The sequence below is a fragment of the Arcicella sp. LKC2W genome, assembly GCF_034931005.1.
Taxonomy (GTDB): domain Bacteria; phylum Bacteroidota; class Bacteroidia; order Cytophagales; family Spirosomataceae; genus Arcicella.
Genome location: NZ_JAYGIN010000005.1, coordinates 73,741 through 95,840, shown reverse-complemented (window position 1 = coordinate 95,840; position 22,100 = coordinate 73,741). Strand labels below are relative to the sequence as shown.

The 22,100-nt window shown below is 34.3% G+C and carries 18 protein-coding genes; 8 read left to right on the top strand and 10 right to left on the bottom strand.

What is annotated here, in order from left to right:
* Window positions 1-78: 78 nt before the first annotated feature.
* The 5 genes from VB796_RS05580 to VB796_RS05560 form a co-directional block, all read right to left on the bottom strand.
* Window positions 79-1,275: a hypothetical protein gene (locus VB796_RS05580; RefSeq protein WP_323345530.1), complete on the bottom strand. Its 1,197-nt coding sequence runs from the start codon at window positions 1,273-1,275 to the stop codon at window positions 79-81.
* 183 nt (window positions 1,276-1,458) lie between these two features.
* Entirely contained in the window at window positions 1,459-2,319 is an 861-nt protein-coding gene (locus tag VB796_RS05575) for a type 1 glutamine amidotransferase (RefSeq protein ID WP_323345529.1), read from the bottom strand.
* 147 nt (window positions 2,320-2,466) lie between these two features.
* Window positions 2,467-3,567, bottom strand: coding sequence for a carboxylate-amine ligase (locus tag VB796_RS05570; RefSeq protein WP_323345528.1), 1,101 nt, complete (start codon window positions 3,565-3,567; stop codon window positions 2,467-2,469).
* A 95-nt stretch (window positions 3,568-3,662) separates the two neighbouring features.
* The gene (locus VB796_RS05565; RefSeq protein ID WP_323345527.1) at window positions 3,663-4,640 is read right to left on the bottom strand and encodes a hypothetical protein; all 978 of its coding nucleotides are present in this window, start codon (window positions 4,638-4,640) and stop codon (window positions 3,663-3,665) included.
* Window positions 4,641-4,737: 97 nt separating this feature from the next.
* Entirely contained in the window at window positions 4,738-5,442 is a 705-nt protein-coding gene (locus VB796_RS05560; RefSeq protein ID WP_323345526.1) for an esterase family protein, read from the bottom strand.
* Window positions 5,443-5,535: 93 nt separating this feature from the next.
* Here VB796_RS05560 and VB796_RS05555 point away from each other — a divergent pair, with 93 nt between their 5' ends.
* Together VB796_RS05555 and VB796_RS05550 are read left to right on the top strand one after the other, a co-directional pair.
* Window positions 5,536-6,408 (top strand): alpha/beta hydrolase, encoded by an 873-nt coding sequence (locus tag VB796_RS05555; RefSeq protein ID WP_323345525.1) that lies wholly within the window; start codon window positions 5,536-5,538, stop codon window positions 6,406-6,408.
* 116 nt (window positions 6,409-6,524) lie between these two features.
* Window positions 6,525-9,137: a DUF5686 and carboxypeptidase regulatory-like domain-containing protein gene (locus VB796_RS05550; RefSeq protein WP_323345524.1), complete on the top strand. Its 2,613-nt coding sequence runs from the start codon at window positions 6,525-6,527 to the stop codon at window positions 9,135-9,137.
* Between the two features lie 107 nt (window positions 9,138-9,244).
* Here VB796_RS05550 and VB796_RS05545 read toward each other — a convergent pair whose 3' ends face one another.
* Both VB796_RS05545 and VB796_RS05540 read right to left on the bottom strand, forming a co-directional pair.
* Window positions 9,245-10,294, bottom strand: a complete 1,050-nt coding sequence (locus VB796_RS05545) for an AMP-binding protein (RefSeq protein ID WP_323345523.1) — start codon at window positions 10,292-10,294, stop codon at window positions 9,245-9,247.
* A 142-nt stretch (window positions 10,295-10,436) separates the two neighbouring features.
* Window positions 10,437-10,940 (bottom strand): Rieske (2Fe-2S) protein, encoded by a 504-nt coding sequence (locus VB796_RS05540; RefSeq protein ID WP_323345522.1) that lies wholly within the window; start codon window positions 10,938-10,940, stop codon window positions 10,437-10,439.
* A gap of 312 nt (window positions 10,941-11,252) precedes the next feature.
* On the opposite strand from VB796_RS05540, the gene VB796_RS05535 reads away from it, so the two are divergent.
* The 6 genes from VB796_RS05535 (at window position 11,253) to VB796_RS05510 (ending at window position 17,383) form a co-directional block, all read left to right on the top strand.
* Window positions 11,253-11,720 (top strand): DUF2452 domain-containing protein, encoded by a 468-nt coding sequence (locus tag VB796_RS05535; protein WP_323345521.1) that lies wholly within the window; start codon window positions 11,253-11,255, stop codon window positions 11,718-11,720.
* A 37-nt stretch (window positions 11,721-11,757) separates the two neighbouring features.
* The gene (gene menB, locus VB796_RS05530) at window positions 11,758-12,567 is read left to right on the top strand and encodes a 1,4-dihydroxy-2-naphthoyl-CoA synthase (protein WP_323345520.1); all 810 of its coding nucleotides are present in this window, start codon (window positions 11,758-11,760) and stop codon (window positions 12,565-12,567) included.
* A gap of 294 nt (window positions 12,568-12,861) precedes the next feature.
* On the top strand, window positions 12,862-13,746 hold the full coding sequence (locus tag VB796_RS05525; protein ID WP_323345519.1) for a bifunctional 5,10-methylenetetrahydrofolate dehydrogenase/5,10-methenyltetrahydrofolate cyclohydrolase: 885 nt from the start codon (window positions 12,862-12,864) through the stop codon (window positions 13,744-13,746).
* A 207-nt stretch (window positions 13,747-13,953) separates the two neighbouring features.
* Window positions 13,954-14,895 (top strand): ribose-phosphate pyrophosphokinase, encoded by a 942-nt coding sequence (locus VB796_RS05520; RefSeq protein WP_323345518.1) that lies wholly within the window; start codon window positions 13,954-13,956, stop codon window positions 14,893-14,895.
* Between the two features lie 62 nt (window positions 14,896-14,957).
* Window positions 14,958-15,524 carry a 50S ribosomal protein L25/general stress protein Ctc gene (locus tag VB796_RS05515; RefSeq protein WP_323345517.1) on the top strand — a complete coding sequence of 189 codons (567 nt, stop codon included), beginning with the start codon at window positions 14,958-14,960 and terminating at the stop codon, window positions 15,522-15,524.
* 209 nt (window positions 15,525-15,733) lie between these two features.
* A complete protein-coding gene (locus VB796_RS05510; protein ID WP_323345516.1) occupies window positions 15,734-17,383 on the top strand; it encodes a sialate O-acetylesterase in 1,650 nt (549 codons plus the stop codon).
* Between the two features lie 3 nt (window positions 17,384-17,386).
* Here the strand turns inward: VB796_RS05510 and VB796_RS05505 are convergent, their stop codons facing one another.
* From VB796_RS05505 to infC, 3 genes are all read right to left on the bottom strand, one after another.
* On the bottom strand, window positions 17,387-18,415 hold the full coding sequence (locus VB796_RS05505) for a sensor histidine kinase (RefSeq protein ID WP_323345515.1): 1,029 nt from the start codon (window positions 18,413-18,415) through the stop codon (window positions 17,387-17,389).
* A gap of 27 nt (window positions 18,416-18,442) precedes the next feature.
* Entirely contained in the window at window positions 18,443-21,361 is a 2,919-nt protein-coding gene (locus tag VB796_RS05500; RefSeq protein ID WP_323345514.1) for a hypothetical protein, read from the bottom strand.
* An 81-nt stretch (window positions 21,362-21,442) separates the two neighbouring features.
* Window positions 21,443-22,003, bottom strand: coding sequence for a translation initiation factor IF-3 (infC, locus tag VB796_RS05495; protein ID WP_109744671.1), 561 nt, complete (start codon window positions 22,001-22,003; stop codon window positions 21,443-21,445).
* Window positions 22,004-22,100 lie beyond the last annotated feature (97 nt).

Sequence of the window (22,100 nt, the reverse complement as noted above, 5' to 3'; positions counted from 1 at the left end):
TAATCAAATTAGCCACAAAGGCACGAAGACACTCATAAATAGTGTTTACGTGCCTTTGCAGCTAATTAAAGTTGAAAATCATTTTTCTATAAAACAAACGCTTGCTCCTACCCAGTCAAAATCTTTATTGTAGCGTACACCTATCATTTCTCCTTTTGAAAGTCTCGCCAAATTGGTTAACAAAAGTGGTCTTGGTTCATCTTTTTGCCAAATATAAAGCATTCTAATTTCACATTTCACCTTACTGCCGTCAACTGTTTCTATGATTGGTTCGTATTTCACTTTTTCTTGCAAAATATAATTCTCAGGGTCGGTAATAGCAGTTAAATCTTCTTTTTTCACATTAATAATTACGCCTGTGCCTGCAAATGAAAATAGGGGTTTTAGTACAAAATCGGCTAAATTCTCAGGAAAATTGCCATGAAAGTCATTCAAAAAACGACAATTTGGAATGTACTCATGATTAAAAAATGGCATGATGTATTTACTAATTCTAAAAAACCAATTTGGATGCCCAATCCATTCTACATCAACATCATCCGTTAAGTTGAAGTCCGTTTTTAAATCTGGAAAATTTGTCAAATCATCAAAAATCAAACGGTTATAAATGCGTTTAATTTGAGTTTTCACTCCATTATTCATGTAAAATAATTGTTTGTCCTCTTTAATAATTTTAGTCAGACAAACTGCTTTTACACCAATAAGATTTTCTGTAATATCAAAATCAACCCTTGTTTTTTGAGTCTCTGGATAAATTTCTAATAAAATAACATTTTCAACTTGCTCCTCCCCTACAATCAGTTTTTTCAGTTCATCAACATAAGCATTTCGGTCATTATTATTAAAAGCAAATTCATAATTTTCGGGAATCGAAAAATGTTTTTGAAAGGTTTCTGACAATAAATATTGAAAACCAAAAAGTGAAGGAAAACCTTGTAACTCAATTAATTGTGGCACAAAATCACCATCACTATTTTTACAAACTGCAAAATCTATGGCTAAAAATGAAGTATGATTATTTTCATTAGGAACGTTCTGATTTAAAGGAATTGCTGCCTTTGTTTTTGCTTTAAAATCGTCAGAAATAATTACGTCAACTATACTTTCACAAGTATTCGTCAGTTTATCCTTTAATGATTTTGGCACGAAAACGGGCGTTTCAGCTACTCGAAATTCAATAGGTTTTTGAGCAGATTTGTTTAAATCAGAAAGTAATTGCTGATATTTTTCTTGACTAAAAGCCTGATTGTATTGTTGTCTAATTAATGATTGCATAGTTTTAGAAGCAATTTTGTAGGTAGGACAGGTTTTCTGACAGGTTTCAACCGAATGTCGTTTAATAAAGGAATTTATTTGGTACAAATTTCCCGAAAGTTTAAAACTTTCGGGAAATTAATCGGCTTAACTAAACAACATTGGGTTGAAAATCTATCTTACTACAACTATCTGATTTTGACATTACAAAGAGTGACTACCAACCGATATTGGTCGTAAAATAGAAGTTGTTGCCTTCTTTAAGAATTTGGGAATAATGATTGATTCCGTCAAAAGTATTTTATCTGGGTCGTCCAATTTATCAATCATATCATTGTACTTTTCTAAGCCATGTGTTTTTATAACTGCCTTCTTTTTTTCATCGGAAGATAGCAATTTCAACATTCCAATCGCATCTGCTTCTGGATGAAATTGTGTTCCAAAAACTTCTTCAGAATAACGAATTGCCATAATGGCACGTTCTAAATTGACGTGAGGACGTTCTTTTTCCATTCTTAAAAGTGTGACACCTAATTCTTTGATGCGTTTTTTATTTGGACTAACTAATTGATAATCACGAGAATCAACTACATAAAAAGGTTCAGGCAAACCGTCAAAGAGAGTTTCTTTTATTCCTTTATCAATTTGATTAACTGGAAAAACTCCAAAAGACGTACCTCTGCGTTTTGTAACTTTTCCAATCCCTAAATGTCGAGAAACTAATTGGAATGAATGACAAATTAAGAAAAGATATTTTTTTGTATTTTCTCCATATTTTACCTCTTCAGAATTGTTATGAGCGAATACAGAATCTATGAAATCAAAGTATGGTTTTTCCCAAGCATCTTCTGAAGGCAAAGGACTTCCAGGTCCTCCAGTTGATATAAAAATATCGAAACTTAAATCAGGGATTTCATTATTGGCTCTAACATTAAAAATGGTAGTTTCAATCGGTATTTGCTCTCTTTCTTGAAATTCATTTACCAAACTGATTATACAACGCATTCCTTCTCCAGCAACGTTGTTGTACATATCTAAAATGGCAATTTTTAGTGGTTTTTGCATGATTATACTGCTTATTTGTGATGAAAATTTGCTTCAATTTTTCAAAAACAGTAAAATAGGAATGCTTCAGAGGGATAATTCTTACAAAATTACGTCATTTCTGATGAAACAAAAGTATTTATCGGAATGTATCCCATGAAAAGAACATTAATAAATTCCATGCCTTGTTTCTTCTACAATATAATCTACCACTTTTTTCAAGTCGCCAGTTTGTTCAAAAACTGACAATTGGCGGTCTGCACCAGTGCCGTGGTCAAGAATTTCCTTGATATATTCCACCTCTTTTCGGCTTCCCAATTCATCTAAAACATCATCCACAAAATCTAATAATTCACCGCACAAATCTCGATAAGGTACTTCTTCTTGCTTTCCAAAATCAATCAGTTTTCCTTGAATACCATAACGAGCTGCACGCCATTTATTTTCATTGATTAAAACTCTCCGATATGGTCTAAAACTCAAATTTTGTTTTAATAATTTATGAATTTTTGCGACTAAAGCCTGCATTAATGCCGCCAAACAAATGGTTTCATCAATTCGCATTGGAATATCGCAAATTCTAAATTCAATGGTTTCAAAATAAGGATGTAAACGAATATCCCACCAAATTTTCTTACCATTATCAATACAATTTGTTTTAATAAGCAAATTTATATACTCGTCGTATTCGGTTGCAGAGGCAAAAAACTCTGGAATGCCTGTTCGTGGAAATTTGTCGAAAACCTTTGAACGGTACGATTTAAAACCTGTGTTTCGTCCACACCAAAACGGTGAATTTGTGGAAAGTGCATAAATATGAGGTAGAAAATACCGAACTGCATTCAAAATTTGAATTCCTTCTTGCCGACTTGCAATGCCTACGTGTACGTGCAAACCAAAAATTAAATTTCCTCTGGCAACATCACGCATTTCGTCAATTAGTGCATCATAATGTTCATTTGGCGTAATTAATTGGTCTTGCCAATCCGAAAACGGGTGTGTCCCAGCAGCAGCAACCAACAAATTTTGTTGGTCTGCCAATTCAATAATGTGTCTTCGTAATTCAGTTACCTCGGCTCTTGCTTCTTGAATATTATGACAAATATTCGTCCCAACTTCTACGACAGCTTGGTGCATTTCGGCTTTTACTCGTTCATGCAGCGTTATTTGTCCGCCCTCAACAATTTTACTCATGTGCGAGCGAAGTTCCCGAGTTACGGGGTCTATGGTTTGAAATTCTTCTTCGATTCCAAGTGTAAATAAAGGCATGATTAGAATTTGGGGATTGGTTATTGGGTATTAGTCTAACAGTGATTGATAATTTTAAAATAAATATTGGATTGTCGAACCTAAAGTCTCTCCTACTATTCACCTTTTAACGAAGCACGGTCTTTTCCAGTAACTGATGATGACATAAATGTTCCCCAAGTAAGATTATCTTTTCCAGGTTTATGCTTTTTTGCACGGTCAATGGCAACTTTTGCGGCAGTTTCAACCACCCATTCGAAATTCTCTTGTCCAACCGAATTCACATCTGCATCAGGAGCGGGATTACAGAAGTCAATCGCATAAGGAATTCCATCTTTTACGGCAAATTCAACCGTATTAAAATCATAACCTAATGCTTTGTTCAATTTCAAAACATAATCTTTTACCGTTGCCAAAAGTTTCTTTGCATTTGGTCCTGTGGGTAACGTAGCATCATACCGCAAATGTGGTTCATTTCGGGGTTCATAAGGCATAATTTTCACTTCTTTTCCACCAATACAATAACAACGGAAATAATCAGTAAATACGATTTCTTCTTGCAAAAGCATGACCAATTGGTCAGTTTCATCATAAGCATTAAAAAGTTCGTCGGGATTTCTAACTTTATAAACACTTTTCCAACCTCCGCCCGAATGCGGTTTCATGTAGGCAGGAAAACCAATATGGTCGAAAATATCACCCCAAGGCAAAGGAAATTTCAAGTTTCTAAAAGAAGTTTCAGAAGTATCAGTTGGACGTTCTTTTGAGGGTAATAAAACCGTTTTGGGTACAGGAACCCCCAAGTGAACCGCCAAGGCATTATTGAAAAACTTTTCATCTGCCGACCACCAAAATGGATTATTGATAACCGCTGTGCCTGTTAATGCCGTATTTTTGAGCATGGCACGGTAAAAGGGAACGTCTTGAGAAATACGGTCGATAATGACGTCATAACCCGATGATTCTCCTTGCAAAACTTTATCGACAATCATACGTTCTGCCATAATTCCCGAAGGAGCAATTTGATTTACTCTTTCAACAAATGCTTCTGGAAATGAAGATTCCATTCCGTGAAGAATACCAATTTTTTTCATGTTTATTTTTTAAAGGTTTTAGGGGTTGGTTTTTAGGGTTTAGCGTAAGTTTTCATTCCATCTAAACACCTAAAATCATAAACCTGACACCAGATTTCTATATTTTATTCAAGTATTCAGGGAACATTTCACGCCAAATATCCCAATCGTGCGTACCATGCCAACGAATATCCAACCAATGATTTATGTTTTTATGAGCTAATATTTTTGATAATCTTTCCGTTTCTGGCTTGCAAAAATCTGCATTGCAAGTTCCTAAAACAATATTCATGTTCCATAAATTTGAGTCGTTGGAATTTGGCAAATAATCTGGAGGATTATTGTAATAAACGTTCTCATCGTAATAATCACCCAAAAAAGAACGAATATCAAACGCTGCTCCCATCGTAAAAAGATGCGAAACTTTGTCGGGATGACGAAAAGCAAAATTTGCTGCATGATACCCGCCAAAACTACAACCTGCAACGGCAACTTTTGTTACATTACATTCGCTCATAATAGCAGGAATTAATTCTTCATTCAAATATTGGTCATAATAATTATGATTTTGAACTCTTTCGGCAGGATGCAGATGTTTTCCATACCATGAATAGCCATCAATGCTGTCTGGACAATATATTTTCACTTTTCCACTTTCAATATGCCCACGAGCAGATTCTATTAGCTTAAAATCTTTTGCTTCATAATACCTGCCCATAGTAGTTGGAAAAACGATGACTGGATAACCCCAGTTGCCATAAATTAGCATTTCGTTGTCAGCACCGAGATGGTGTGAGTAATACTTGATATAACGTTCTTGCATGGAATGACAGGTTTGTTTTGCTTTTTTATTGTTAAATTTATTCTAAAATAGAAATTGTTTTTTAGTTTCAAAACATTTCAAACGATATTTTTAATGCGGTTTTTTTTACTAATTTTCTTCCTTTATGGAATTATCCTAAATTTAAAAGCTCAACAAACGTTTAAAATTGTGACCGAAAACACCCCTCAACTTACTCAAATTGAAGAAAACATAACTTCAGCATATTTACAGCGAAATGTCCGCTTGACTTTGATATATCCTAAAAATATTTCTTCCCAGTTGCCTATTCTATTTTTCAATGATGGGCAAGATTTTGGAGCATTACAAATGGAAATGAGTATTTCTACGTTATTATCATGCCAACAAATAATCCCTTTTTTCTGCGTAGGAATTCATGCCAATGACCAAAGGATTCAAGAATACGGAACTGCAAGTCAAGTCGATTACAAACAACGTGGCTCGAAAGCAAAACAGCATACAGATTTCATATTATTGGAACTTTTGCCATTTCTGAATAAAAAATACTCGATAAAAACGGAGGGGAATGTGATGGCTGGATTGTCATTAGGTGGACTTTCTGCAATGGATATTGGTTGGAATCACCCCGAAGTATTTGAGAAAATAGGCGTTTTCTCAGGAGCTTTATGGTGGCGACAAAAATCTGAGGAAGACGGATATACCGATGAGCATGACCGAATCATTCATAATATTGTCAGAAATGGAGACTACAAGAAAAACATGACATTTTGGTTTGAAGCAGGCACAAATGATGAAAATTCAGACCGAAATAACAACGGAATTATAGACGCTATCGATGATACCCTCGATTTAATGAAAGAACTTGAACATAAGGGTTATCATATAGGCTCTGATATTATTTATGAAGAAGTACAAGGCGGCGAACATAATCACCACACTTGGGCAAAAGTATTACCTAATTTCTTAAAATGGGCTTTTGGTAAGTAATTACGCTCATTTTAAGCATTTTTAACGGTCGTGATTACTTTTCTAAAAGCCTTTTAATTTAACATTGCATCTAAATTTTCATTTTATAATTACTCTATTATTTAAACCTCAATCAAATGTTAAAAAAACTCCTCTTTACAATTCTTAATATTACTTTATTATCGGTATGTTCATTTGCAGGTGGCATTAAAGGCTCTGTAAAAAATAAAAAAGGCGAACAACTATCATTCGCTTCAATTATCGTGAAAGGTTCCTCAAAAGGAACAATGGCAAACGATGAAGGAAAATATGAATTAGCTTTAGAAAAAGGTATTCATGTACTTATTTTTCAATATTTAAGCCATAAAAATCTTGAAAAAACAGTTGTCATTGATGCCGATTATATCAATTTAGATGTGATTTTGGAAGAACAATCAGTAGCACTAAGCGAAGTAAAATTCTCCGCAAAAGCCGAAGACCCTGCCTACACCATTATGAGAAAAACCATTTCGATGGCTCGCTTCAAAATCTTGGAACTGAACACTTATACGGCTCGCACTTATGTGAAAGGAACAGCTCAAGTAAAAGAGGTTTCAGGTTTGGTGAAAATGTTAGCAGGAAAGAAGATAGAACAAGAAACAGGCATCAAAATTGGGCAAGTGTATGTAATTGAATCTATCAACGATATTATTTTCAAACAGCCTTCCACAGTCAAAGAAAAAGTGGTTTCTGCCAGAAATAATTTGCCTAAAAAACTGCAAGACCAAGGAGCAAACTTTATAACGGTAGCACGCACCAATTTTTATAGTTCAAAGGCTTTTGGTGATTTAATTTCACCTTTATCTCCTTATGCCTTAGCCTATTACAAGTTTTCTTATGAAGGCGATTTTAGAGAAAACGGCTTAACTGTCAACAAAATTAGAGTTACCCCAAAATCGCAAGGAGAAAACGTTTTTAGTGGAATCATTAACATTATTGAAGACTCTTGGTATATACATAGTTTAGACTTAAAATTTAGCGACGATAATTCAAGAAATTCTGTCAAAATTCTATGTTCACCCTTCAACGACGTTTGGATGCCGATTAGCTATAATTTTAGAACTGACTTTAATGCTTTCGGTGTTGGAGGATTCTTTAATTATGTTACCAATGTTCGGAATTATGCCATTTCATTAAACGAGAAATACCACCAACATCCAGTGGTAATTGATGAAAAAATAGATAAAGCCGAAGCAAATGCTTTGAAAGGTGATAAAATCAATACCAAAACCGCCTTGCAACAAAAGCAAATTACCCGAAAACAATTAGAAAAGTTTTTGAAAGAATCTCAAAAGGAAGATAAAAAAGAACGAAAAGCTAAAGGCGATGACGTGGCGTTGGCTCGCTCGTACAACATTGAAATAGATACACTTTACAAAAAACGTAGTACTGAATTCTGGAATCAGGAACGTCAAGTTCCGCTCACTGATTTTGAAATTAAAGGCTATGCCCAAGCTGATAGTATCACAAAGGTCAACGCAGCACAATATAGAAAAGACTCCATCAAACGGCTACCTGTTTTTAAAATTCCTCATTTATTTTTTGGGAATACTTACAATTATGGCAAAAGGGACGAATTATATGGGTTTTATCCACGTTCGCTCACTTACATATCTCCAATCATGGAGTTAGGCAATGCTAATACAGTTGATGGTTATTATTTGGAGGGAAGTTTAAAATACGAAACTCGTGAAAAAAGAACGAAACGAACTTCGCTTTACACAGATTTGCGTTATGCATTTGGCAGAAAACAATTTAATTGGAATATTGGCTATTACCACTTGAAAGACTACCACTCTTTTGAGATAAAAGCTGGGAAATATATACAGCAATTCAATGAAACGAATCCCATCTCCAGTAGTATCAATACCATTTACACCATGCTTGCAAAGGAAAATTATATGAAACTTTATGAAAAAGATTATGTCAACTTAGAATACAAAAATCGGTTTTCACAGGCTTTCAGTGCGAATTTTAATGTTGGTTACAACAAAAACAGAGAGTTACAGAATTTAAAGGATTTTAAAACTTGGATTAACCGTCCAGAAAGAGAATTTCTAACCAACCAACCAGATAATTTAGAACATAAAGATGAAAATTTTGTAAATCCAGAATTATTAACTGCCGATATTGAGTTGATTATCAGACCTTTCGCAAAAAAAGGAGAGTTTAATGGTAGAGAATTTACAATTAATCGTGGAAACCCAATTTTCAAAGTAAAAAGTACCAACGGATTCATGTCTGATGCTAATTTTTCGAGATTACAAGGAAGTTATGAGCAAATTTTTGAAATAGAAAAATTAGGAGATTTACACGTTTTAGCCAATTATGGGGGATATTTGAAAACGCCAATGTATTTTTCAGATTATCGCCATTTCAATGGAAATCAAACCATTTTACGTTCATTCAAATTTGATGTTTTTCGTAATTTAGAATACTATTTACACAGCACAAAAGGCAATTATTTGGAAGTGTTTGCGGCAAATGACTTTCAAAAATTCTTATTGACACAAATAACGCCACTAAGATTGTACGGATTGAAAGAATCAATTTTTGCAAATTATTTGAACGTTCCGAATCAAAATTTCAATTACTTAGAAGTTGGTTACGGTATCTCTGGAATTGCAAAATTATTTGGATTAGAAGTCGTTGGCAATTTTGTAAATGGGCAATACGGAACAACAGCCTTAAGAATAAAATTCAATAGATAGAAAATAGGTTTATTGAGTCGATTAGTCATTAGGAGTTAATTGTATCTTTCCCAAGGGTTTTAAACCCTTGGGAGATAATTAGCAATATTTTTCACCTTCGACTACTCTCATTTTTTAAAAATACTCTCAACAGTTGCTCGTTTATCTATTTTTCCTGTTGGCGTTTCTAAGAAATTTTCAACGAATAAAACTTCTTTCGGAATTTCATATTTTGATAAAACCGAAGAAATATTTCCTAAAAATGAAACTATCATATTTTGCTCTAAAAAAGCCTTTTCTACTACCAAAACTAACTTTTGACCTAATTTTTCATCAGGAATTCCAAAGGCAAAATATCGCTTCATATTCAACATTTGAATATCACTTTCAACGGCTTTTTCAACCTTCTCTAATTGGATTTTTACACCTCCACTATTTATGATATTATCAAATCTCCCGATAATTTTAAATTCAATATCACCCAACATTTCAACAATATCATTAGTTTGCACCAACTCATTATTAGAAGCATCGGCAATAATATTCAAGCAATTACGATTATCTAAATCAATTTTAACACCTTCCAAAACTTTAAAATTTTGATTTTTATCTCCTCCATTCAAACGTCTGACCGCAATATGAGAAACCGTCTCTGTCATGCCATAAGTGCTAAAAATAGGTACAGATAGTTGTTGAATTTTATTTTCTAAAACCTCATTTACTGCTGCACCACCAACAATTATTGCTTTCATCTCGTTAAGTTTTTCAATATAGTGATGGTTTTCCAATAATGTTTGCAATTGTAGTGGCACAAAAGCCGCAAAGTCAATCTTTTGATTGTCTAAACCTTCCAACGGACTACTTGAAGGTTCAATAATAAAAAGTTTCAAACCTAAAACCATTCCACGCACAAGCATCATCATACCCGCAATGTATTCAACATTCAGGCAAACTAAAGCAGTATCACCTACTTTCAAGTCAAAGGTTTTACCTGTCAATTTTGCACTGGCTTCCATTTGAAAACGAGTCAATGAAATTGGTTTAGGCTCGCCCGTTGAACCAGAAGTTTTAATGACAAACTGAGTTTGCCCATTTAACCAATTCTTACAAAAATCAATTACTTTCTGCTCATATTCATTTGTAGCATTCGGTAAATTCTGAAAATTATTTATTTGCATCTTTATTCATAAAAAAACACTCAAAGGAAATACCTTTTACAGTATTTTCAATGAGTGCGAGTATAAATTGGCGGTTGGTATTTTAGTATAAAATAATAAATCCATGTAATCATCTCATTATCAAACCAATGGTCAAATAATTTTATCCAACTTTTAAACTATTTTTCTCTTTATCAAAAGTGGTTGCATATTTTTTTAGTGCTGACGAAGCTGGACCAACCGTAACAGAGCCACTCGAATCAAACACCGAACCATGATTATTACACTTAAATGTACTATCATCGGCAATGAAATCAACGGTTGTTCCTTGATGTGTACACGCTTTAGCTACTGCCAAAAAATCGCCTGCTTTGGTTCTCGCAATTATTACATCTCCCGAAACCAAAGCAGTACCATTTGTCTGTAAAACCTTAAATGTTGTACTTGTCAAATCCAAAGAAAAGTCAATTGTCCCTTTGCCAATTTCATTATTACCCGTCAAACCTGTGGAAGTAGTTCCCCCACCTGTTGATGGAATTGTTGGCGTTGTCGGCGTGATTGTGACTGGAGTGGGGTCGCTACTTTTTGAGCAACCAGACATACAATTTTGTAAAATTACCGCACCAACACTGATGCCTACAAGACTCAAAAATTCTTTCCTTTCCATGATATTAGTATTTTTGTAAACTAAAATTTTCAAGACATTTCAAAAGCCTATACGCTCATATTTATAGTAAAGTTGCGTCTTCGCATGAATAATATTTGCTTTAGCTTTTAAACATTGAATACCCAAAACTGTTTAAATAATTAACAAGTAGATATTTTTTAGTATTGATTCATTGAATTCCTATTCGAAATAATATTTTATCTACAAAATGAACATTATTTAGTTTAAATAACTAAATATTAAAAAATAAACAAAAATATTATCTACAAAAATTAACTTTGCAAGATAAACCATCAATTCATTTAGAATAATATGTCAGACGATAAGTTTTTAAATCCAATCAATAAAGATAAAGTAGCCGAAAATCCAGGATTATTGCCTTACGCCCACACAGCAGGCGGTGCGGTAATCAGACCCGAAGATTTAGGGAAAGCCAAAGGACGTTCAGTAACGGCGATGCGACAACAAACCGACCGTCAAATGAATCAGTTGTACGAACAAATGGAAACACTGGCTCGTCAGGCGAAATTATTGGCTCAGCGTAAAGAAATTTCAGAGCGTATTTATGATGCAGCAATGGGTTTTGAACCAATTATCAATGAAACTTATTATATGTATGAAAAAGAAGACGGCACGGATTTACTTTCATTAGTAGCTCCAAATGAATGGGGACGCTCTTTTAAATACAGCAGATTTTTGGCAAAATGTCTCCTACTCGCTGACCACACTTGGGACGTTGAATACAACGAAAATGCTTATAATGACGAAGAAAAAGCATAAATTGCACAAAAAAGACAACAATTAATTGAATAAGAATATGTGGGAAACCCTTAAAGAGTACAAAGAGATTTTATTTACTTTTCAAGATGGAATTGCAAAAATTTCCATCAATCGTCCGCAAGTGCATAATGCCTTTACGCCATTGACGGTAAAGGAAATGATTGATGCCATGAATATTTGTCGTGATGAGGAGAAAATTGGCGTTATTATTTTAACTGGTGAAGGTGGAAAAGCATTTTGTTCGGGTGGTGACCAATCGGTACGTGGACATGGCGGGTATATCGGTGAAGATACCGTTCCGAGATTAAACGTTTTAGATTTACAAAGACAAATTCGGTCAATTCCTAAGCCTGTGATTGCGATGGTGGCAGGTTGGGCAATTGGTGGAGGACACGTTTTACACGTAGTTTGCGACCTTTCAATTGCAGCAGAAAACGCTCGTTTTGGACAAACTGGACCGAATGTAGGTTCATTTGACGGCGGATTTGGTGCATCATATCTTGCTCGTGTGGTTGGACAGAAAAAAGCTCGTGAAATCTGGTTTCTTTGCGACCAGTACGACGCTCAAGAGGCTTTAGATATGGGCTTAGTCAATAAAGTTGTGCCTTTAGAGAAATTAGAAGAAACAACCATTGCTTGGTGTAAAAAAATCTTAGAAAAGAGTCCATTAGCATTAAGAATGTTAAAATCTTCATTCAATGCAGAATTAGACGGACAGGCAGGAATTCAAGAATTAGCAGGAAATGCTACTTTATTATATTATTTATCGGAAGAAGCCAAAGAAGGCAAAAATGCCTTTTTAGAAAAACGTAAGCCTGATTTTAGTAAATTTCCAAAATTCCCTTGATTTTGAAAACTAAGAATAAAAAATCCCAAATTACAGAAATGTGATTTGGGATTTTTGTTTTGAAGCATGATTAACTTTTTGTCTAAACTATGATTTATTTAATTTCATAATTATATTCAAGTAAAAATCCTTCAATCAAATAAATCCAAGTTCCAACAATAGATAAATCCCAAAATCAAATAAATCCAAGTTCGGATAAAACCAAATCAGAATATATCAAAAATATTTCCAATAATCTCTCATAACCTAAACCCTTATCCGTAATTTTGCAGGAAAATTACAAAACCATAATTTATGCAAATCATTGACGGTAAAGCAGTAGCTGACGAAATAAAAAAAGAAATTGCTCTGGAAGTTGCTGAAATTAAAGCTTCAGGTGGAAAAACACCACATTTAGTTGCCATTTTAGTGGGTAACAACGGAGCATCAGAAACATACGTTGCCAATAAAGTGAAGTCTTGTGAAGAATTAGGATTCAATTCAACACTCCTTCGTTTTGACCCATCGATCACAGAATCAGAGCTTTTAGCTGAAGTAAAAAAAGTAAATGACAATGATGACATGGATGGGCTAATTGTTCAGCTTCCCCTCCCCGACCATATCAATCCCGACAAAGTAATGGAAACCATTGACCCACGTAAAGACGTAGATGGATTTCATCCAATCAACATCGGACGTATGGCAAAAGGACTTCCTGCTTATATTTCGGCAACCCCACAAGGTGTTTTAGATTTGTTGGAAAGATACAATATTGAAACTTCTGGAAAACATTGTGTGGTAGTTGGTCGTAGTCAAATTGTAGGTTTACCAATGTCGATTTTGATGCAAAGAAATACCAAAATCGGTAACTGTACGGTAACGCTTACACACTCAAAAACAAAAGATTTAGCAGCTGTTTGTGCTTCTGCTGATATTTTAATCGCCGCTTTAGGTCGTTCAGAGTTTATTACGTCAGAATACATCAAAGAAGGTGCCGTTGTAATTGATGTTGGTCTAACACGTGTTGAAGATTCAAGTAAAAAATCAGGTTTTGCGTTAAAAGGTGATGTAAAATTTGATGAAGTTGCTCCAAAATGTTCATTTATTACTCCAGTTCCAAAAGGTGTTGGTCCAATGACAATTGTTTCGTTGATGAAAAACACATTGCTTTCTGCAAAAGGAGTAATTTATTCAAAATAAGATTTATGTCATTTTGACACATTTTTATAGTCCAAATGATTCTTTATAAAATAGTAATTTTCCAAGTTGACAATTTATAAAAAGTCCTTATAACATCTAAAAAACAAAGGTTTTATCTTTTTTAAACGGATGAGATTTTGTACTTTTGCGGAAAATTACACGAGTATAACATTGAAATCAGGGAGTCTGACGCAACTCTCTTAAACTATGGCTTCTATTAATCAAGTAAAGATTTTCTCTGGTTCGTCTTCGCAATATTTAGCAACGGAAATTGCACGATATTTTGGCAAAGACTTAGGACAAAGTAGCGTCCAACGATTTTCAGATGGTGAAATGTCGCCAAGTTTTAATGAATCAGTTCGTGGATGCGATGTATTCTTGATTCAATCAACATTCCCTCCTGCCGACAACATGATGGAATTATTATTGATGATTGACGCAGCCCGCAGAGCATCGGCTCACTACGTAACAGTTGTTATTCCCTATTTTGGATATTCTCGTCAAGACAGAAAAGATAAGCCAAGAGTTGGTATTGGGGCTAAATTGATGGCAAATCTATTAACTGCCGCAGGTGCAGATAGATTAATGACAATTGATTTGCATGCTGGACAAATTCAAGGATTTTTTGATTTTCCAGTTGATCACTTAGAAGGAACAGCTATCTTTGTACCTTATTTGAAATCACTGGGATTAGATAAAATTTTATTCGCTTCTCCCGACGTTGGTGGTGTAGTAAGAACAAGGAATATTGCCAAGTTTTTCAATGCTGAAATGGTTATTTGTGATAAGCAAAGAAAACGTGCGAATGAAATTGCAACGATGCAATTGATTGGTGATGTGAAAGATGCAGATGTGGTTTTGGTCGATGATATGATTGATACAGGTGGTACCATGTGCAAAGCCGCTCAATTAATTATGGATAAAGGAGCAAAATCTGTAAGAGCTATCGTTACACACGCAGTATTATCGGGTAATGCTTATGATAACATCAATAACTCTGTACTTACAGAATTAGTAGTAACAGATACTATCCCTCTCAGACAAGAGAGTGATAAAATTAAGGTATTGTCAGTAGCAGAATTATTTGCAAAAGCGATTGGCAGAATCCGTGACCATGAATCTATCAGTTCATTATTTATAAAACAATAATTATTTAAACGGTTATCAGAGGATAGTGAAAGCGAAAGGCTGATAACACAAATCACTCAAAAATGAGAAAGATTGAAATTGTAGGGTACAACAGAGAGACCCTTGGCACAAAGTCTGCCAAAGATTTACGTAACGAATCACTTGCACCATGTGTATTATACGGTGGCGAAAAACAAATTCACTTCGCTGTTCCAATGATTCTTTTCCGTGATTTATTATATACTCCAGAAGTTTCAGAAGTAATTTTGAACATCGAAGGAGAAATTCACCACGCAATCGTTCAAGATTCACAATACCACCCAGTATCAGAAATGATTCTTCACGTGGATTTCTTGGAAATCGTTGCAGGTAAAGAAATTAAAATTGACGTTCCAGTAAAAGTTATCGGTGATGCTCCAGGTGTTCGTAAAGGGGGTAAAATGGTTCAAAAATTACGTAAAGTAACTTTGAAAGGTTTAGCTGATAACATTCCTGATTTCGTTGAAGCAGATATTACTGGTTTAGATTTAGGTCAAACTTTGAAAGTTGCTAAATTGAAAGCTGAAAATGTAGCTATTTTGAATAACCTTTCTGCTCCAGTGGCGACTATCGACATCCCACGTGCATTAAGAGGAAAAATCAACGCTTAATTATCATTAAGTGTATTAAAATTGATAGATTAAAATCCCTTTACTTCAATTGTAAAGGGATTTTTTTATGCAGGATTCCCCTGCCAGACAGCAGATTAAATGGTATTTAATATTATATTTGTAGCAAAAAAACAACCTACCCTTCCCAAAGCTGCCAACTAAAAAATTCAAACTAATTCTTTAGAGACTCTTTACCAATTTTGATACCTATGAATAAATTATATACGTTATTCAATTTTTTGTGTTTATGCTTATCGTCAATAATTGTATCGGCACAAGTGACTATTACTTATCCAACAAGTAGAAGTGTTTTTCAAAGAGATAATAGTAATCAAACGACCTTATATATAGCTGGAAATTATCCTACTTTTGCGGATAAAGTGGAAGCAAGAGCCCTAGCTCGAACCATGTCTCCATCTCAAGGAGTCAGCACCAATTGGACTACTATTCAATCTAACCCCATGAATGGTTTCTATTATGGTTCAATGATAATTAGTGGCGGTTGGTATGATATTGAAGTAAGATGTTGGAATGGTACAACTTTAATTGGGTCAGCATCTTTGCAAAGAATTGGGGTAGGTGAAGTTTTTTTTATAGCTGGACAATCAAACGCTACTGGGGATGGTGAATTGAAAAATCAAGGTAATTACGGCCCTATGTCCAACGATGACCGTGTCAGTATTGTTAATTATACCTTATCATTTCCAGTAAATTATGGAGCAATCGTTTTACCGAGAGCAGAGTTCACTCGACTGGATTCAACCTTTAATATTTCACCATTTGGTGTGAGTGCATGGTGCTGGGGTGCTTTGGGCGATACATTGACAAAAAAATTAAATGTACCAGTTGCCTTTTTTAATGCAGGTTGGTCTGGCACAGGGGCAGCAGCTTGGAATGAATCCGCAAATGATTCTACTGCAACACCTTTTAATTTTATTACCATGCCCAGAGGAATGCCTTATGGAAATTTGAGAGCAGCGTTACACTTTTATCTTGCTCAATTTGGTGCAAGAGCCGTACTTTGGCATCAAGGAGAGACGGATAATTTACAAGAAACATCTCGTCATAATTATGGACAATATCTCAAAAATATTATCACTAAAAGCCGTGAACATAGCGGTAAAAGTAATTTGGCATGGGTGGTTTCACGAGCAACTCGATACAAAGGATTCCAAATCGTAAATTCAAGAACTTGGCAACCCGTAATTGATGCACAAAATGACGTGATTGGCTTAAATGGCACAGAACAATTAAACTACACCAATCATGTATTTGAAGGTCCTAAAACAGACTCTTTGGTTGGATTAAACATAAGAACTTCAGATAGTATCCATTTTGTTGGGATTGGACACAGAATATTAGCAAAAGAATGGTCACAAAAGTTAAGTAGCTCCTTTTTTATTAATTCAACTCCGTATCTACCTACACCACCTCCACAATTATTAAGCACCTGCAACGGTATTACAAGCTTAATGATTCAAACCAATAATAGTTATCCTAATTATCTTTGGACAAATAACAGCGGAGCAAGTAATAATTTATCATCTTCATCGAGTTACGCATCATCGTCGGGCAACTTTAGACTTCGGGTGAAAGACATTTTAGGGAATATATTAATTTCACCACAAATCTCCATTCCAAGTAATTTTGCAGGCCTAATTCCTATCTCCAGTGCAAACTCTGGCACTTGGCACGACTCCTCAACTTGGGAATGCAATAGAATTCCATCATCAGTCGATACAGTAACTATTAAAAATACACACGAAATAATCATTAGTAGCGGCTTAACTGCACGCTTTAAAAAACTGGATTTGAAAGGAAATTTAAGATTATTTTCTACCTCAAAATTACAAAACTAAGCACTACGCACTTGTTATTGTAATTAAGGAAATAACTTGATTATCAACTTCGGAAATTGAAAAAATTGCATTTTCTCGAAAATTCAAATATAATCTCTTTTCTAAATTTTTCAGTCCAACGCCAGTAGGAGAATAATTGGGAATTAATTTTCCACTATTTACGACTGAAAGTCTAAAAATATTATTTTCTAAAGTGGCTTTTATAAAAATTTCTCCTCCTGTTTTATACTTTGAAATCCCATGTTTAATCGCATTCTCAACCAATAATTGTAGTGACATCGGAGGAATCTTGAACGATAAAGAATTCTTCTCTACCTTGAAGGAATAATTTAAGCGGTTTTCGTACCGTATTTTCTCTAAAAACAAATAGTCATTTACAAAATTTATTTCTGTTTCAAGAGATACTAAATGCTCATTCCCAACTGTTAAAGACGTTCTTAAAAGCTCAGAAAGTTGTGTCAAAGCTTCACGAGCCATTGAAGGGTCTGAAATTGTCAAAGCCTTTATACTATTGATAGCGTTAAACAAAAAATGAGGATTTAACTGGTTCTTCAAATTGGCTAATTCTGCTATTTTTAATGCCGTTTCAGATTGTGCTAAGGCAATCGCTTTGTTCTTAGAAACTGTATTAATAACCAATAAGTGATAGAATAAAAACCACAAAACGACATATCTTATTGACTCAACAAAAAACTGAAAATAGTCATATAACTCAAGCGGTAAACCCTGACTTGGTTTACGATACCTCTGAAAACCAAAATAATAATCCAATAAATAAAAACTCAGTCCCGTAATTATTGTGCCGCCAATGGCATACATCAATGACATTCTGCTTTTGCGGGGCTTTTGTTCATACAGCATGATATAAAAATGAGTGAGAACAATGCCTATTAAGAAGCTAATAATCAAATAGCTAATCCTAATTTGTGGATTTTCAAAGTATTTGGTAGTCGGAAAACGTAGAATAAAAGTGGTGAACAACCACCAAAAGAGTTGAACCAGCCAATAGATTTGTTGAGTGAAAAAACGCATAAGGATTGGGTATAAATTTAAAATAAGTTAAAAACCAATATTCAAAATTAAGGGTTGAAATAAAATTTGCCCTATGTTTGGTAAATAAATTGTCCTTAAACCAGCCTCAAATTGTTGAGAAAATCGCATAATATGAAATTGAGCAGTTAAATCAATACCGAGCGTAGTGTAATTGCCGACATTTGAACCTCTGAAAGATACTTGTCTTCCATCTTTTGATTCTGTCCAATTATAATAGGTCGAACCTTTTGCAAAATCTCCGAAAATATTTGCTTTGAGTCTTTTGAGATAAAATAGTCTTCCAAGTGCCAAATCAGGCTCAAGCAAGGGAAAACGGTATTCGATAGACGCAGTTGTTAAATCTTCAAAGGCTCTATAAGTATTGCCTCTTGGAAAAAAAATAGGACTACTAAATAAGTATAATTTCTCATTTGGAGAGCCAATAGCCGTTTTAAAACCAGTCTGATATTGAAAACCAGCTTGCAATTTTAAACTATGATGTGGCAATAATCCAGGAAAATATAGTCCCGTCTGAAAACTTACTAATCCGCCGTTAACATCACCTCCAAAAGGTAAATTTCGATAATAAACACTCATTGTTTGGGCAAATCGTGGTGCAATATCACGAGTTGCCATTTTTATTTGGCTTGAATAATTCAGCGTATAAATCATCGAATTTAAACTACCATTAAAATTCAAGGATGGAGTTCTGACTTTTAAATCATACCCTGCAATCACTGTATGAGCCACATTCACCCCAATATTTAGCGACCTTACAAATTTAGAACGTGTCAAATTCAATGGCAGTCCCACCCCAAAAACAACCTGTTGCTGATTCCATCTATCACTCAATAAACTATCTAAAGGAGTTTGTCTATCAATATAAAATTCTGCTTGCCTTTGCCCGTTTGTGTAGCTAAAATTTATGGTAGGATACCAACCTTGATAACTAATATTTGTGTAATACTGCCCTCTATTTTCATTGGCATTATAAGTATAACCCGCTGAAATAGAAGTGGTACTCAATAAATCTTTGGAAGAGACTCCTACATTCAAATTATTAGCATCTGAGGAATTTAAGACAACCCCCCAAGAATAAATATTGAAAATATTAGCTTTACTGTATGGTTTTACCTCGTAGCCAATAGTTGGAATATTTTTCAATAAATTTTCACCAGCTTCTTGTAAAACCATTTGACCAAAATATTTAACAGGCTTTAAGAGCGATTCGTCAAATGGCAAAAAATGATTAGGCTCAAACGGCATTGAAACTACCTGATGCCCTTTAATTGAAAAATCATTAAAATAAAGCCTCTTTCCATCCGCACTAAAAGTAGGATTAAATGCCCCGAATTTTCGATTGGTAACCTGAAAACGCTGATGGTTTTGCAAGTCATAAGCGTAAATATTATCTATTCCAGATATTCCAGAATTAAACAAAACAAAATTTCCTTTTTTAATAGGGTAAGCAATATTTTCATTGACTGGTGAAAATAACTCGGATTCATTGCCAGAATTAATATTGATTTTTGCAATTGTTTTTAAGCCATTCAGTAATTTGACGACATAAATTTCATTATCATCAGACCATCGTGGGTGAAGATAAACGGCATTTTTTTCATTTTGAAAGCGTTGTTCTTCCAAACCATTTTCTGAGTTCAATATCACCAATGATATTTTATTATCTATGCCATTTTCAATGGCAACTATTTTCTTAGCATCAGGAGAAAGTGATGGAGCAGTTAATTTTGATTTATTCGTTAAACTTTTTACTCGCTCAGTATTAAAATCATATATTTTGATTACCGAATAATCTCTTTGTCCCCAACGAATATCATAATTATATTCAGCCCAAACAACCTTAGAATTTACAGCAGAAAGTGTCCCTGACTCATTTAAAATACCAAGTTCTAAAACCTTTTCTTCTTGTTGTAGAGTATCTAAAACGACCAATTGTTGAATATCCGAAAGTCCAGATTTAAGTGCTAAAATTCTCCCATCTGGTAATATTTGTGGGAACTCATAGTTTGTATAATATTTGTTATTCTTAATTTTTAAATAATCAACAGAAGTTTCTTTAACTTCGGCAACTTGGTTTTTCCATTTCTCGGCAATATCACTAAAAGCCTGCTTATAAAGCTGTTCGGTGGTAAGTCCAGTATTTTTTTTAATATTATTTGAAAAAGAAAATGGATAAAACGGGAATTTATAGGTATTTTCTAAAACATTATTCCACGCTTTTTCTCCAAATTTATTTTTCATGTAAGTAGTCATATAATAACCACTTACATAATGATTGGGAATAAAATCTTTGTACGAACGACAAACTGCTTTAGAATAATTATAGGCTCCTTTGGTTAACAATTGCGTTCTCAAAGCCATGTCAAAAGTTGGAATTCGTCCACGACCAGAAATTGTCAATGATGATTCTACACCAACTGCATCACCTTCCCAAAACCAGTTGGGAACAGTTAATGATGTCAGAGCTGACAGTCCATTATTTCCGAATAATGTATAAAATAATTTACTCGCACCTGTTAATGCCTTATCGTTTTGAACGATATGCCGAAACTCATGAATTGCTAATAAATCTAACCAATTATTATTGCCAAGTAAAGAATAATCTTGCGGAGTTGTGGTAAAAAATTCAGTTCGACGAGGAAGAAGAGATACAAAACCATTTGACTCAGTTGTTTGATTTTGAAAGATAACTGAGATTTTTCGAGGTTGATGTCCTAAAGTCTTGCTGACAGGTTCATAAACTGTTTCCAAAACATTAGCACTTCTAAGAGCAGTATTCGATATTTGAGAAGGAAAAATTAAGCGAAAATGTGGCGTTTTTATTTGCGACCATTGCAAAGTGGCAGGGTTTTGAGATAAATTATCTTGTCCCAAAGATGAAAAACAGATTGGCAGAAAAGAGAGAATCAGTAACAGTTTTTTCATAGACCTGAGTGCTAATAAAAGAAAATTCCCTACACTCTTTGAAAAAAAGAATGAAAGGGAATTTTGAATATTGAAGAGTGATTACTTTTTCTTTTCTCTTGGAGAAAACATAATTGACATACGTTTCCCTTCCAGTCTTGGCATTTCGTCAGCTTTTCCTACTTCTTCTAAACCTTTCGCAAAATTCAACAGTAATATTTCACCTCTTTCTTTAAATACAATTGAACGACCAACAAAGTGAACATAAGCTTTCACTTTTGCACCTTCTTTCAAAAAGTTGATGGCGTGTTTAAGTTTGAAATTAAAGTCGTGGTCATCAGTATTAGGACCAAAACGGATTTCTTTCAATACTGTTTTGGCAGCATTTGCTTTAATTTCCTTTTGTTTTTTCTTTTGTTCGTACTTGAACTTTGCATAGTCCGTAACACGACAAACTGGTGGAACGGCTTTTGGAGAGATTTCTACTAAATCAAGATTCTGCCCTTGGGCAATTTCAAGAGCTTTTTTGAAATCCATTATACCTTGCTCAACGTTTTCACCTACTAAACGTACTTCAAGTACGCCTTTAATAAGACCATTGATTCTGTAAGGTTCTTCTTCTCTACGATTATTTCTAAAATTGTTGTTGGGGCGTAACGCCATATTCTATAAATGATTGGTTTTAAAATGTTTATATTTTAGGTTTACCTAATTGTAATAACTAATCAACTGCAAATTACTCAAAAAAGTTACAAAAAAT

Excerpts from the sequence above, each read along its gene's own strand:
- VB796_RS05545 (WP_323345523.1), bottom strand. The coding sequence starts at position 10,294 with ATGCAAATAAATAATTTTCAGAATTTACCGAATGCTACAAATGAATAT.
- VB796_RS05565 (WP_323345527.1), bottom strand. The coding sequence starts at position 4,640 with ATGAAAAAAATTGGTATTCTTCACGGAATGGAATCTTCATTTCCAGAA.
- infC (WP_109744671.1), bottom strand. The coding sequence starts at position 22,003 with ATGGCGTTACGCCCCAACAACAATTTTAGAAATAATCGTAGAGAAGAA.
- VB796_RS05535 (WP_323345521.1), top strand. The coding sequence starts at position 11,253 with ATGTCAGACGATAAGTTTTTAAATCCAATCAATAAAGATAAAGTAGCC.
- VB796_RS05550 (WP_323345524.1), top strand. The coding sequence starts at position 6,525 with ATGTTAAAAAAACTCCTCTTTACAATTCTTAATATTACTTTATTATCG.
- VB796_RS05560 (WP_323345526.1), bottom strand. The coding sequence starts at position 5,442 with ATGCAAGAACGTTATATCAAGTATTACTCACACCATCTCGGTGCTGAC.
- VB796_RS05575 (WP_323345529.1), bottom strand. The coding sequence starts at position 2,319 with ATGCAAAAACCACTAAAAATTGCCATTTTAGATATGTACAACAACGTT.
- VB796_RS05525 (WP_323345519.1), top strand. The coding sequence starts at position 12,862 with ATGCAAATCATTGACGGTAAAGCAGTAGCTGACGAAATAAAAAAAGAA.
- VB796_RS05555 (WP_323345525.1), top strand. The coding sequence starts at position 5,536 with ATGCGGTTTTTTTTACTAATTTTCTTCCTTTATGGAATTATCCTAAAT.
- VB796_RS05505 (WP_323345515.1), bottom strand. The coding sequence starts at position 18,415 with ATGCGTTTTTTCACTCAACAAATCTATTGGCTGGTTCAACTCTTTTGG.
- VB796_RS05540 (WP_323345522.1), bottom strand. The coding sequence starts at position 10,940 with ATGGAAAGGAAAGAATTTTTGAGTCTTGTAGGCATCAGTGTTGGTGCG.
- VB796_RS05515 (WP_323345517.1), top strand. The coding sequence starts at position 14,958 with ATGAGAAAGATTGAAATTGTAGGGTACAACAGAGAGACCCTTGGCACA.
- VB796_RS05580 (WP_323345530.1), bottom strand. The coding sequence starts at position 1,275 with ATGCAATCATTAATTAGACAACAATACAATCAGGCTTTTAGTCAAGAA.
- VB796_RS05510 (WP_323345516.1), top strand. The coding sequence starts at position 15,734 with ATGAATAAATTATATACGTTATTCAATTTTTTGTGTTTATGCTTATCG.
- VB796_RS05500 (WP_323345514.1), bottom strand. The coding sequence starts at position 21,361 with ATGAAAAAACTGTTACTGATTCTCTCTTTTCTGCCAATCTGTTTTTCA.
- VB796_RS05570 (WP_323345528.1), bottom strand. The coding sequence starts at position 3,567 with ATGCCTTTATTTACACTTGGAATCGAAGAAGAATTTCAAACCATAGAC.
- VB796_RS05520 (WP_323345518.1), top strand. The coding sequence starts at position 13,954 with ATGGCTTCTATTAATCAAGTAAAGATTTTCTCTGGTTCGTCTTCGCAA.
- menB (WP_323345520.1), top strand. The coding sequence starts at position 11,758 with ATGTGGGAAACCCTTAAAGAGTACAAAGAGATTTTATTTACTTTTCAA.